General features: G+C 44.8%; 10 protein-coding genes, 1 tRNA gene and 1 riboswitch. Of the genes, 6 read left to right on the plus strand and 5 right to left on the minus strand.

Going from position 1 to position 14025, the window contains the following annotated elements:
• Positions 1-8: 8 nt before the first annotated feature.
• Together moaB and moaA are read right to left on the minus strand one after the other, a co-directional pair.
• Positions 9-521, minus strand: a complete 513-nt coding sequence (gene moaB / locus R7R78_RS07120; RefSeq protein WP_005388935.1) for a molybdenum cofactor biosynthesis protein B — start codon at positions 519-521, stop codon at positions 9-11.
• 101 nt (positions 522-622) lie between these two features.
• Positions 623-1612 (minus strand): GTP 3',8-cyclase MoaA, encoded by a 990-nt coding sequence (moaA, locus tag R7R78_RS07125; protein WP_171344338.1) that lies wholly within the window; start codon positions 1610-1612, stop codon positions 623-625.
• A riboswitch (molybdenum cofactor riboswitch) is annotated at positions 1601-1735 on the minus strand. Its footprint overlaps the gene before it by 12 nt.
• Before the next feature lie 175 nt (positions 1736-1910).
• Between moaA and R7R78_RS07130 the strand changes: the two genes are divergently transcribed.
• A complete protein-coding gene (locus R7R78_RS07130; RefSeq protein WP_005388931.1) occupies positions 1911-2807 on the plus strand; it encodes a YvcK family protein in 897 nt (298 codons plus the stop codon).
• Positions 2808-2945: 138 nt separating this feature from the next.
• Here R7R78_RS07130 and luxU read toward each other — a convergent pair whose 3' ends face one another.
• The 3 genes from luxU to uvrB form a co-directional block, all read right to left on the minus strand.
• Positions 2946-3290 (minus strand): quorum-sensing phosphorelay protein LuxU, encoded by a 345-nt coding sequence (gene luxU, locus R7R78_RS07135; RefSeq protein WP_054576229.1) that lies wholly within the window; start codon positions 3288-3290, stop codon positions 2946-2948.
• Positions 3287-4693 (minus strand): quorum-sensing sigma-54 dependent transcriptional regulator LuxO, encoded by a 1407-nt coding sequence (luxO, locus tag R7R78_RS07140; protein ID WP_005380768.1) that lies wholly within the window; start codon positions 4691-4693, stop codon positions 3287-3289. The genes luxU and luxO overlap by 4 nt, the downstream gene beginning before the upstream one ends.
• 291 nt (positions 4694-4984) lie before the next feature.
• A complete protein-coding gene (gene uvrB / locus R7R78_RS07145) occupies positions 4985-7015 on the minus strand; it encodes an excinuclease ABC subunit UvrB (RefSeq protein WP_017636056.1) in 2031 nt (676 codons plus the stop codon).
• Positions 7016-7574: 559 nt separating this feature from the next.
• Between uvrB and R7R78_RS07150 the strand changes: the two genes are divergently transcribed.
• From R7R78_RS07150 to rsxC, 5 genes are all read left to right on the plus strand, one after another.
• A tRNA-Asn gene (locus R7R78_RS07150) sits at positions 7575-7650 on the plus strand.
• Between the two features lie 351 nt (positions 7651-8001).
• Positions 8002-10299: a formate C-acetyltransferase gene (pflB, locus tag R7R78_RS07155; RefSeq protein WP_225473368.1), complete on the plus strand. Its 2298-nt coding sequence runs from the start codon at positions 8002-8004 to the stop codon at positions 10297-10299.
• Between the two features lie 305 nt (positions 10300-10604).
• On the plus strand, positions 10605-11183 hold the full coding sequence (rsxA, locus tag R7R78_RS07160) for an electron transport complex subunit RsxA (protein WP_005380762.1): 579 nt from the start codon (positions 10605-10607) through the stop codon (positions 11181-11183).
• Positions 11184-11186: 3 nt separating this feature from the next.
• Positions 11187-11783, plus strand: coding sequence for an electron transport complex subunit RsxB (gene rsxB, locus R7R78_RS07165; protein WP_005380760.1), 597 nt, complete (start codon positions 11187-11189; stop codon positions 11781-11783).
• An 8-nt stretch (positions 11784-11791) separates the two neighbouring features.
• A partial coding sequence (gene rsxC, locus R7R78_RS07170; RefSeq protein ID WP_225473370.1) for an electron transport complex subunit RsxC occupies positions 11792-14025 on the plus strand: 2234 nt, incomplete at its 3' end.

Raw genomic sequence — 14025 nt, forward strand, 5'->3', positions numbered from 1 at the left:
AGGAAAGGTTATACAGATAGGTGTGGCATGAAGTTACAAGGGCGATGACTTGCATCCAACTGCTGTTTAATAATTTTTGTCCAGCCTGTGCGGCACGCACCAGTTGAACCTGGCATTGCGAAGATCACGGTGTGGTTAGCAAAACCAGCAATCGCACGAGACTGAATCGTAGACGTACCGATCTCTTCGTACGACACCATACGGAACAACTCACCAAAACCTTCAACTTCTTTATCAAATAGAGGCTTAAGTGCTTCTGGCGTGCTATCACGTGAGGTGAAACCTGTACCGCCAGTAATCATGATCGCTTGTACGCTTTCATCAGCAATCCATTGAGAAACAATCGCGCGGATCTTGTACATGTCATCAATAACAATTTGCTTGTCTACTACGTTGTGACCCGCTTCTTGAGCATGCTCAGCTAGGTAACGACCAGAGGTATCGTTTTCTTCAGTACGAGTGTCAGATACCGTTAGAACGGCAATATTTGCAGGTTGGAATTTGCTTTCAGCGTGACCCATTTGTTCACCTATTCTCTTAATTAGCTTTGATACGCTTGGTATCGATTCGGAAAAAGTTAGAGCCAGCTTATCAGTGAACTCGCTCTAAAAATTGAATGAAGTTAGCCGCCGATAGACGCGAGGTGTGGCGTCATACCAGTATTGCCATCATGCAAGAAATGGCTTACCGACTTGGTTTGTAACTGCGCCTGGATACGTTCAATAAGCTCACTCTCTTGCTCATCACGTTCCAAAAGATCACGCAATTCTACACCGTGGTCTCCAAACAGACATAGGTGCAGCTTACCCATCGCAGAAACGCGCAGTCGGTTGCAGCTTTCACAAAAGTCTTTTTCATAAGGCATGATAAGACCTATTTCACCCTTGTAATCAGGATGAACAAATACTTGCGCAGGACCATCATTATGCGAGCGCACTTTCAGCAACCAACCATTTGCAATTAGCTGGTTACGAATTGCCACTCCGGATACATGGTGCTTATTAAATAGCTCATCCATCTCACCCGTTTGCATCAACTCAATGAAACGCAGTTGGATTGGACGATCTTTTATCCAGTTAAGAAACGCTGGCAGCTCGTGATGGTTCAGATCTTTCATCAACACCACATTAACTTTTACTTGCTCATAACCGACCTCGAACGCACGTTCGATACCATTCATGACTTCAGTAAACTTATTTTCACCTGTGATTTGATGAAACATACGCGGGTCAAGGCTATCCACACTGACATTAATGTGGGTTAAACCCGCTTCACGCCATTCTGCGACTTGTTTTGCCATGCGGTAGCCATTGGTTGTCGTTGCAACTTTTTGAATGCCAGGCGTCGCCGCTACTGAATGGATAATGTCGGTAAAATCTTTGCGTAAGCTAGGCTCACCACCAGTGATGCGCACTTTTGACGTGCCACAATCAGCGAATGCTTTTACGACCCGTTTGATTTCAGGGAGAGATAAAAAAGACGAGTTTTTATTGCCCGAAGGCTTATAGCCATCAGGAAGGCAATAGGTACATTTGAAATTACATACGTCGGTCACAGACAGACGCAAGTAATAAAACTTACGATGAAATTTGTCTTCGAATTGTTGCGCCACGGAACACCTTTCCAAACACGGGAGGCATGGCCATTTCCAATCATGCCCTTGTGACAGTATGCCACTGGCTCAAAACGCTTATCCAAGGACTTAGCAATAGTGAGCTCGGAGTTATGGCAACCAGAGATATGAAATCTCTGATAGCTTTGCGGTGTAAAATACTTAATATTTGTAATGGAATCCAGACTTGAGTGATAAAAAACTCTCTAGAGACACAATTTACCGCTAAGTGAGTACCTTTAAGACACTCCTTAAGATAAATTGTAGCCGTTTTTTATTAGATTATTAGAAGAACATAATGAATATCTACACAGATAAAAAAGTGGTCGCTGTTGGCGGTGGTCATGGCTTAGGTCGAATGCTGGCCGCATTACGAGATTTTGGCAGCAATGCAACTGGGATTGTTGCCACGACTGACAATGGTGGTTCAACAGGAAGAATTCGTCACTGCCAAGGAGGAATCGCTTGGGGAGACACACGTAACTGTATTAATCAGCTCATTACAGAGCCTTCGATCAGTTCTATGATGTTTGAATATCGCTTCAAAGGCACTGGCGAACTTGATGGTCATAATCTTGGTAATTTGATGCTTACTGCACTCGATAACTTATCGGTCAGACCTTTAGATGCCATTAATCTGATTCGCAATATGTTAAAAGTCGATGTTAACATCCTTCCTATGTCCGAACACCCTTCGGATCTTTCCGCGTTATCCGTAGATGGGAAGTGGGTTACGGGAGAAACAAATGTCGACGAAATGAAAGCAGACTTGCGACGTTTGGATCTTTCACCAGAAGTGCCTGCTACCAAAGAAGCCATCACAGCTTTGGCGGAAGCGGACGCGATTATTCTTGGCCCTGGCAGTTTTTTAACTAGTATCATGCCTCCTTTATTGCTGCCTGAACTCGGCAAAGCGATTGCAGCAAACACAAAAGCAAAAGTCATTTTTGTTGCTAACCTGAGTCCAGAATACGGCCCAGCGGGACGAATGACGATGGCTCAAAAATTAGAATGGTGTGAACGTGCCTGTCAAGGAAGAAAAATAGACGTGGTTCTAGCAGAGAAAACCGAGCAAGACGTCTTAAGTCAATGGAATGTAGTGACGGAGTCACTCGCCTCCTCTAACCGAGACTGGCGTCACGATAGAAACAAGCTCAAACTAGCGATTGAAAATCAGCTACAACTTTCTATTTAAGAGCACGTTACCTGGCTAGCGCCCTCTTTTAAGGTGTTTATTGATAATGAAAACCCTTCTGTCATCGAAGGGTTTTAGTTCAGGCATCCAGTAAGAACAGATGTTTACTAAGAAAAAATGGTTAATAGGAATAAATAGTTACTGTCGCCAAGAGCGATAAGCATCTCGAGTTTCGTGCAAAAGATCGAACATAACCTCTAACTCCTCAGACTCCGCAGTCAACTCACCGGCTTTCGCTTTTTTGTCTATAGACATCGCCAGTTCACAAAGGCGATCTGCCCCAAAGCTCGCAGCACTACTTTTCAACGCGTGGCTGATTTCTTTTGAGTAAGCTAATCGCTCTGCCCCCTGCAGTTGGGATAAGTTCTCGATATAGGTATCCATTTCTCCTAGGAAGATATCGAACAGTACAGGTACGTTGTCACTGCCAATTTCCATCGACAGTTCATCTATTTTTTGCTGATTTAATACATTTACACTCATACTTTTTGCCGCTCTTCCTTGCCGTTCCATGCCTGTAACTTGCGGTAAATCGTCGACGGACTGACATCAAGGTATCCCGCCGCTCGAGGAATATTGCCATCACATGCTTCAATCGCTTGCTCGATTGCCATTTTTTCCGTCATCCATAATGGCATAATCTCAGATGCGGTCATCGCTTTCGGCTCAATTAATTTAGCCACAGACGACGGACGGTCAAGCGGTTGATTCAACGGTGGCGGTAACATGTCCAACGTAATCTCTTTACCGTTGTTTAGAACAACGATATTGCGTAGCACGTTTTGTAACTGACGAACGTTACCCGGCCACTCATAGCTGTTGAATCGCTCGATGACATCAGGCGCAAAACGTATGAAGCTTTTTCCTTCTTCGTGTGACATGTAACCTAACAGTGAGTATGCAATTTCAATAACATCTTCGCCTCGTTCGCGTAAAGGCGGTAAATGCAAAGGAATGACATACAAACGATAGTACAAATCTTCACGGAATCGACCTTCTTGTACCTCTTTCCAGGGATCACGGTTAGTGGCACACACAAAGCGCACATCCACGCTCTTCATTTTTGAGGAACCCACTTTTTGGAATGTGCCCGTTTGAATAAATCGTAGCAACTTGGTTTGTAAATCCAAGTCCATCTCACAAAGCTCATCTAGAAAAAGTGTGCCGCCATCCGCTAACTCAGCAGCCCCTTGACGATCATTCGCAGCGCCAGTAAAGGCCCCTTTTACGTGACCAAACAGTTCACTCTCAATCAAATCTTTTGGAATTGCAGCACAGTTAATTGCAATAAAAGGTTTGTCACCACGTTTACTTGCTGCGTGAATAGCCTCGGCACATACCTCTTTACCAGTACCACTTTCACCTGTGATAAAAATACTCGCTTTACTGCTCGCCGCTGAATCTATCGTACGGTAAACCTGCTGCATGGTTTGGCTACTGCCGATAAACCCCTGATAGCTCTGATTACCTGGATTATCGGCTTCATTTTTTAGCTTGGTCGCTTTACGAATTGCATTGTTAACCGTGACACGTAAACGGTCTGCTTCACACGGTTTAATTAGAAAGTCTTGTGAGCCATGACGCATGGCCTCGACAGCGGTATCGATAGAACCGTGAGCGGTCATAAAAATTATAGGTACGTCGGGATGACTCTTTTTAACGGCATGTAAAACGTCCATCCCCGTCATATCTGGCAGACGGAGATCGAGTAAAATAAGATCTGGAATTCGATGATTTAGGCTCTCAATGGCATCCCTACCTGTGCCGACAATATTGATATCTATGCCAAGCGGTGTCAGGTATGAGCGGTACAGAGCCGCAACAGATGCGGTGTCCTCGACCATTAAAAGGTAACGAGACTTTGGGCCTTCGGGTTTTTGTTGCATAACCTAGCTATTATTTTGTTGTGTTTTAAACAATAATCGCATTACGCTTTGCATTTTGCAAATAACATTAGCTAAATTATGGGCAAAGGAAAAAATTCAAAAATAATATCAATTATTTAAAAAGTGGCACAAACCATGCTGTAACGATAGTGACCCCTCGGGTCACCTAGCCAACTGACGTTGTTAGTGAACGATATGTTCACAAAACAAGCCAATAGACCCGACTGCCTATTGGCTTCTTTTTTTTACAAGCGACCTAAAATGCTTGGATAGCTAAATCGGTAAGTTTGTTCAACTATTTGCGATGAACTGCGCTCGTAGTTTTTCAATCTCGTCACGCTTTTGTGCCGCTAACTCAAATTCTAAATCTTGCGCATGCTGATACATAGCTGCCTCCAGTCGACTGATTTCTTTTTCTAGCTGCTGAGGGGACAGTGCCTCGTAAGTTTGCGAAGGCTCCGCCACTTTCGATAATGGTACCTGTTTAGTGTTACGCTGGCGTTTAGACTTAGTGATATCGCCAAGTTCCATGATGTCTTTGATATTTCGTTTGAGCGCTTGTGGCGAAATACCCATTTCTTCGTTGTACGCTTCCTGCTTCTCGCGACGACGGTTAGTTTCATCCATCGCCTTTTTCATTGAGTTGGTGATTCGGTCAGCGTATAAAATCGCCTTACCTTCGATGTTTCGTGCAGCACGACCAATGGTCTGAATGAGTGAGCGTTCAGACCGCAAGAAGCCCTCTTTATCCGCATCCAAAATTGCAACTAACGAGACCTCTGGCATATCCAGGCCCTCTCTCAATAAGTTGATTCCCACCAGCACGTCAAATTCTCCAAGGCGAAGGTCACGGATAATTTCCACACGCTCAACAGTATCAATGTCTGAGTGTAAATAACGTACCTTAACATCATGTTCGTGAAGGTATTCGGTGAGATCTTCAGCCATTCGTTTGGTCAGTGTTGTAACCAGAACTCGCTCATCTTTAGCAGCGCGAATACGGATCTCAGACAATAGGTCGTCGACTTGGGTCGCTACTGGGCGAACCTCCAACTCAGGGTCAAGCAAGCCTGTAGGGCGAACGACTTGATCCGCCACATCACCCGCCGATTTTTCTAGTTCGTAATTTCCAGGAGTAGCAGAGACGAAAATCGTCTGTGGCGCTAGTGCTTCAAACTCCTCAAACTTCAGTGGACGATTATCCAAAGCTGAAGGTAAACGGAAACCAAACTCCACCAGCGTTTCTTTACGCGAACGGTCACCTTTATACATGGCACCTATCTGCGGTACTGTCACGTGAGATTCATCGATGATCAACAAGCCATCATGAGGTAAGTAGTCAAACAGGGTTGGTGGCGGCTCACCTTCCGAGCGTCCACTGAGATAACGAGAATAGTTTTCGATACCGGAGCAAAAGCCCAACTCATTCATCATTTCGATATCGAATTGAGTGCGCTGGCTAATTCGCTGCTCTTCCAGTAGCTTGTTGTTATCTAGAAGCTGCTTTTTGCGCACTTCTAGTTCGACTTTAATATTTTCAATCGCTTCAAGAATGCGATCTCTTGGCGTCACATAGTGCGTCTTGGGATAGATGGTATAGCGCGGCAAGTCTCGTTGTTTCACCACGCCTGTCAATGGATCGAACACACTGATGCAATCCACCTCATCGTCAAACATCTCAACGCGCACAGCGTCTTGGTCTGATTCAGCAGGGAATATATCAATCACCTCGCCACGGACACGGAACTGCCCTCGCTCAAAAGCAACATCATTGCGTGAGTATTGGAGCTCCGCTAGGCGACGAAGCATATCACGCTGATCAATCACATCTCCACGTCGCAAATGAAGCATCATTTGTAAGTAGGATTCCGGATCACCCAAACCATAGATCGCTGAAACCGAAGCAACGATAATAGCGTCTTTCCGTTCCAATAAAGCTTTAGTGGCAGACAGTCGCATTTGCTCAATGTGGGCGTTAACCGAAGCGTCCTTTTCAATGAAAGTATCTGTTGTGGGAACGTATGCTTCAGGTTGGTAGTAATCATAGTAAGAAACAAAATACTCAACCGCATTATTAGGAAAGAATGACTTCATCTCACCATATAACTGAGCAGCAAGCGTTTTGTTTGGCGCAAGTAATATTGCAGGTCGTTGGGCTTGAGCAATCACATTCGCTAGTGTGAAGGTTTTACCTGAGCCTGTGACCCCCAACAATGTTTGATGTGCTAGCCCAGCATCGAGCCCCTCAAGCAACTGATTGATCGCTCCTGGTTGATCGCCCGACGGCTGATAATCGGAGACCAATTCATAGACTTTACTCATACCCTTCCTCAATTTTACTGCGCTTTGGCTGTATATATATACACCTTAGTTAATGAAATCTACGTCTATCGAGAATTTAACCATCATTGTTAATAAATTTTCTTGTTTGTCTAGAATGCTATAGCCATATAAAAGTGACTCTGATATAGTACTTCGCCCTAGTTGAAGAGCTACACACATTCTTCACATTATAGTTTCCACAACTTTTCCCCAAAAATTAGCTTAAAACTTTCTTATCCCCAAAAGATTGATTTTTATCCACTTTGAATACCTTTTGATTAAGATCGATAAATCTCTGTTTTATTTGCTTATTTTACGCATAACTCCGACTAAAAATTCACCAAATAAAAACTTAGTTGCATATAAATTTTCTTTACCCAGATCTCATCAACACACTTATCCACAAATTTAGTGGATAACTAACCTCGAGCCTTTACTGGCAAGCCATACAGAAAAGTAAAGCCCTTAACTCAATATTTTTTGCTAAAAATGTATTTTTTTACTGTTGACAGTAGTTTGAGTGCTCGGTAAGATCCGTCCCGCTTTCAAGCAAAGCAATTCCTCCTTAGCTCAGTTGGTAGAGCGACGGACTGTTAATCCGCAGGTCGCTGGTTCGAGCCCAGCAGGAGGAGCCAGATTATAGAAAAGCCGTGTCGCAAGACACGGCTTTTTTTGTATCTTAATCGCCATGAAATCTAAGCCAATCTAGGCGCCATAAAATCACACCGAAATAAGTTCAAATTACAGAACTCATAACATTGTCATAGATAGTGTTCTCACAGCACCACACATTTAATTCTGTCTCTTTTCTAGCAAAACACAATCGTAAATAGTTGAATCTATTATTAATGCAATTTAATCATTAAAAAAATGAAAAGCATTCATTTTACTCATAATAAATAAATCCATACGATTAAAAGGGTTAAGAATGGTTCCGTCCTACTCGTCGCCTCCATTCTAATTATCAATAACTTAGGGATTTACTTATGACTATTCCGACAACTGACATGCTAGATGCATGGGCTGGATTTACTGCTGGTGAATGGCAAAACTCTGTCAACACTCGTGACTTCATCCAAAAAAACTATACACCCTATGAGGGAGACGAGACTTTCTTAGCTGAAGTTAGCGAATCCACTTCAGCATTATGGAACCAAGTGCTTGAAGGCATAAAACAAGAAAGCCGCACACACGCCCCTATTGATTTTGACACAGACTTGCCCTCAACAATCACTTCCCACGATGCAGGCTACATCAACAAAGATCTGGAAAAGATCGTTGGCTTACAAACTGATCAACCGCTAAAACGTGCAATCATCGCCAATGGCGGGATTCGCATGGTCAAAAACTCTTGCGAAGTTTATGGCCGCGAGCTGGATCCAACGGTTGAAAAAATCTTCACTGAATACCGTAAAACTCACAACAAAGCGTGTTTCGACCTTTACACCAAAGAAATCCTAGCGTGTCGTAAATCCGGCATCATTACGGGTCTTCCTGATGCCTATGGCCGTGGTCGTATTATTGGTGACTATCGCCGTCTCGCCCTATACGGTATCGACTTCTTAAAAGCAGACAAAAAAGAACAATACAATTCAACACAAACGTTCTTAGAACAAGGCAACGATCTTGAGAAAACACTTCGTCTTCGCGAAGAAATAGCCGATCAAGTTCAAGCACTTGAAGACATTCGTCAAATGGGTCTGAAATACGGTATTGATATGTCGCTACCTGCAAAAACAGCACAAGAAGCGATCCAATTTACCTACTTTGGCTACCTAGCGGCGGTTAAATCGCAAAACGGCGCAGCAATGTCACTGGGCCGTACTTCGACTTTCCTAGACGTCTATCTAGAACGCGATATAGCAAACGGTTTGATTGATGAATCACAAGCGCAAGAAATGATTGACCACTTCATCATGAAGCTACGCATGGTTCGCTTCCTACGCACACCAGAATACGATTCATTGTTCTCTGGCGACCCAATCTGGGCAACCGAAGCCATGGCTGGTATGGGCGTTGATGGCCGTACGCTAGTATCTAAAACGACATTCCGGTACTTAAATACACTACATACTATGGGCCCTGCTCCTGAGCCAAACATGACGATTCTTTGGTCAGAGCAATTACCTGAAGCGTTCAAACAATATGCTGCAAAAGTGTCGATTGATACCTCTTCGGTTCAATACGAAAACGACGATCTAATGCGTCCTGATTTCGACAATGACGACTACGCGATTGCCTGTTGTGTGAGCCCGCAGGTTGTTGGTCAGCACATGCAATTCTTTGGTGCACGTGCCAACCTTGCAAAAGCGCTGCTTTACACCATCAATGGTGGTATCGATGAAAAATCGAAAGCGCAAGTGGGTCCGGTAGTGGACAAAGTTCAAGATGAAATTCTCGACTTTGACGCTTTGATGCCTCGTTTCGACAATATGTTGGAGTGGCTAGCAACGCAATACGTCACAGCGTTGAACATCATCCATTACTCACATGACCGTTACAGCTACGAAGCGTCACTGATGGCACTGATGGATCGCGACGTGCACCGCACGATGGCGTGTGGTATTGCAGGTCTGTCTGTTGTCGCAGACTCTTTGGCAGCAATTAAATACGCGACCGTGAAACCTGTTCGTGATGAAGATGGCATCGCCGTTGATTTTGAAATCGAAGGTGATTATCCAAAATTTGGTAACAATGATGCCCGTGTTGATGACATCGCTTGTGATCTGGTTGAGCGCTTCATGAAGAAAATTCAGAAGATGCACACCTACCGCGAAGCAGTGCCAACTCAATCGATTTTAACAATCACATCTAACGTGGTTTACGGTAAAAAAACGGGTAATACACCAGATGGCCGTCGCGCAGGTATGCCTTTTGGACCGGGTGCAAACCCAATGCACGGTCGTGATGAAAAAGGGGCGGTTGCGTCTCTGGCATCGGTTTCTAAATTACCGTTCGCTTACGCGAAAGATGGTATTTCTTACACTTTCTCAATTGTGCCTAACGCATTGGGTAAAGATGACTTGAGTCAGAAGAAGAACCTAGCTGCGCTAATGGATGGTTACTTCCATCACGAAGCAAGCAACGAGGGCATCGCGATTGAAGGTGGTCAACACCTTAACGTCAACGTTCTAGACCGAGAGATGTTATTGGATGCGGTTGAACATCCAGAGAAATACCCTCAGTTGACGATTCGAGTGTCTGGTTATGCGGTACGTTTTAACTCTCTAACGACAGAGCAACAGCAAGACGTCATCACTCGTACCTTCACGAGTAAGATATAAACACAGTCCATCAAGCACTCAGAAAGTTTAAATAATTAGCTTGTAAATATGCATTGCCCGCCTCTCTTTTCTACCTGGGAGAGGCGGGCTTTTTTTAAAATCACACATTAGATGAAAATTAATAGGTAGTATCCTCTCGCTAACAATACATTCAGCAAACGATTCAATTTCTTATTGATTCATCAAAATAGATCAAATAGACGACTATTTTTCCATCGTGTATGTAAAACCACATCGTTCACTGGTTGTTATTGGTGTCACAAAACACGATAATATCAAGATCGGATTTTAAGAACGTAATAACTATGACCGAATATGTTTTGTTGTTGGTCGGCACTGTGCTGGTGAACAACTTTGTACTGGTGAAGTTTTTAGGCCTATGTCCTTTTATGGGTGTGTCCAAAAAACTGGAAACAGCAATAGGTATGGGCTTAGCGACAACTTTTGTGCTAACGCTCGCGTCAGTGTGTGCGTATTTAGTGGAAAGCTACATCCTTCGTCCACTGGGTATTGAGTACCTTCGAACCATGAGTTTTATTTTGGTGATAGCCGTTGTGGTGCAGTTCACCGAAATGGTTGTGCACAAAACCAGCCCGACGCTTTATCGCTTGCTTGGCATTTTCTTACCGCTGATCACAACAAACTGCGCAGTATTGGGCGTGGCACTTCTTAACATTAATGAAAACCATAACTTTATTGAATCGATCATCTACGGCTTCGGCGCCGCTGTTGGTTTCTCATTGGTGTTGATACTTTTCGCATCCATGCGAGAGCGCATAGCCGCCGCCGACGTTCCTGTACCTTTTAAAGGTGCATCAATAGCAATGATTACAGCAGGTTTAATGTCACTCGCCTTTATGGGCTTTACAGGTTTGGTGAAGTAAGCGATGAGTACGATTTTAATTGCGATTATCGCGTTAGCGGTTCTGGCTGCGATTTTCGGCGCGATACTTGGTTTTGCTTCTATTCGCTTTAAAGTTGAAGCGGACCCTATTGTGGATCAAATCGACGCCATTTTACCGCAAACTCAATGCGGTCAATGTGGCTACCCTGGTTGCCGCCCTTATGCTGAAGCAATTGCAAATGGCGACCACATCAACAAATGTCCACCTGGTGGTCAGGCAACAATCGAAAAGCTCGCCGACTTAATGGGTGTTGAGCCAGAAGAATCTGCGCACGATCTCGACAGCAAAATCCCAACCGTTGCGTTTATTCATGAAGACATGTGTATTGGCTGCACTAAGTGTATTCAGGCGTGTCCGGTGGATGCAATTGTAGGCGGAACAAAGGCGGTCCATACCGTAATCAAAGACGAATGTACGGGCTGTGACTTGTGTGTTGCCCCATGTCCGACTGATTGTATTGAAATGATTCCTGTGGCAACGACCACAGAAAGCTGGAAGTGGCAACTTCACTCCATTCCGGTACTTAACATTACGGATGCTGCCGACAATGCAGCGAACGTGAAAGATTCAATTAAGTAAGGTTTCACATGTTGTCTTTGATTGAACAAATTCGTACAGGCGCGCTTTGGGATTTCCCAGGTGGTGTGCATCCGGCAGAAAATAAAAAGCAGTCCAACAAAACTGAACTCGCTCATGCGGCTATCCCGTCAGAAATTGTATTGCCGCTAAAACAGCACATTGGTAAAGCGGGTAACCTACTGGTTGCCGAAGGTGACTACTTATTAAAAGGTCAGCCATTAACGCAATCGGAGACCGGCTTTACGGTTCCAGTGCATGCTCCAACATCAGGTACGCTCACCGCGATTGAGCCACGAACTGTCGCGCACCCTTCTGGGTTAAGTGAGTTGTGCGCAGTCATCACGCCTGATGGGAAAGATGCATGGTGTGAAAGAAACCCCGTCGCAGATTACCAACAAGAAACCCCTGACGCACTGATTGATATTATTCGTCTCGCTGGTATTTCTGGTATGGGTGGCGCAGGCTTCCCTACTGCAAAAAAAATCCAATCAGGTTTTGCTCGTACCGAGATTCTTATCGTTAATGCAGCAGAGTGCGAGCCATACATCACGTCTGATGACAAGCTCATGCAAGAACATGCCGAAGAGCTTATTCAAGGTATCGAAATTGTCGAACATATCCTGACACCAAAGCTCACGATTATTGGCATTGAAGACAACAAACCAGAAGCAATCAAAGCGCTAGAAGCTGCGGCTATAAACAAAGATATCGTTATTCGCGTTATCCCAACTAAATACCCTTCTGGCGGTGAAAAACAGCTGATCAAAATTTTAACCAATAAAGAAGTACCAAGTGGCGCGATTCCAGCCGATATTGGTATTTTGGTTCAGAATGTTGGTTCTCTTTACGCTATAAAACGCGCAGTCATCGACGGTGAGCCGATGATAAAGCGCATCGTGACTCTCACTGGTAAAACCTTCAAACAACCACGCAACGTTTGGGCATTGTTAGGGACACCAGTACAAGCACTGTTGGATGAGTTTGGCTATAAAGCAGATAAGAAGTTACAGCGTTTAATTATGGGTGGGCCAATGATGGGCTTTACCCTTCCTCACTCCCAAGTGCCGATTACCAAGACAGCAAACTGTATCCTTGCTCCGACTCGTCGTGAGATCTCTCCGCACCAGTATGAGATGGAATGTATTCGCTGTAGCCAATGTGCCGAAGCGTGCCCTGCTTCGCTGCTGCCTCAACAACTGCAATGGCATGCGAAAGCTGAAGAATATGACAAACTCGATGAATTAAACTTAAAGGATTGTATCGAGTGCGGCGCTTGTGCGTTTGTATGTCCAAGTGAAATTCCGCTCGTACAGTACTACCGCCAAGCGAAAGCAGAAATTCGAACTAGAACACAAGAAGCGGAAGCTGCAGAGCGAGCAAAACTGCGTTTTGAAGAGAAAAAAGCGCGTATGGAACGCGAAAAAGCAGAACGTGAAAATCGCTTCAAGAAAGCTGCCGATCAACGCCGAAAAGAGATGAAGTCTTCTGGTAGCGATGATGCGATAGCAGCAGCGATCGCACGAGTGAAAGCTCAAAAGACAGAAACCACAGAAAAAGCAGAGCCAGCAGTAAAACCCGCCGTAGCGGCAGCCATTGCCAAAGCGAAGGCGAAACAAGCTGCAGCAGCTAAAGCAGGCTCTAGTGAACCTGATAACTCAGAAATGGCAAAACTGCGCGAAGAACGCAAACGTCTTGCTCGCGAACGTAAAGCGCAAAAAGAACAAGGCGAAACGCCAGACAATAACGCTGATGATAAAAAATCGGCAGTTGCGGCCGCCATCGCCCGAGCTAAAGCGAAAAAAGCACAACAAGAAGATTCAACTGAATCTGTAGAATCGGAAACGTCTGCACAGCAAGACAGCGATCCGAAGAAAGCCGCGGTTGCTGCTGCCATTGCACGTGCCAAAGCACGTAAAGCGAAGCAAGCAGACTCAACTGAAGCGGAAGAAGCTGAAGCACCTACTGAGCAAACAGACGATCCGAAAAAAGCCGCCGTGGCTGCTGCGATTGCACGTGCCAAAGCACGAAAAGCGAAGCAAGCAGACTCAACTGAAGCGGAAGAAGCTGACGCACCTGCCGAGCAAACCGACGATCCGAAAAAAGCCGCAGTTGCCGCTGCAATTGCTCGAGCCAAAGCGCGCAAAGCGAAGCAAGCAGACTCAACCGAAGCGGAAGAAGCTGACGCACCTGCCGAGCAAACCGACGATCCGAAAAAAGCCGCAGTTGCCGCTGCAATTGCTCG

The organism is Vibrio sp. 2134-1 (assembly GCF_033339495.1).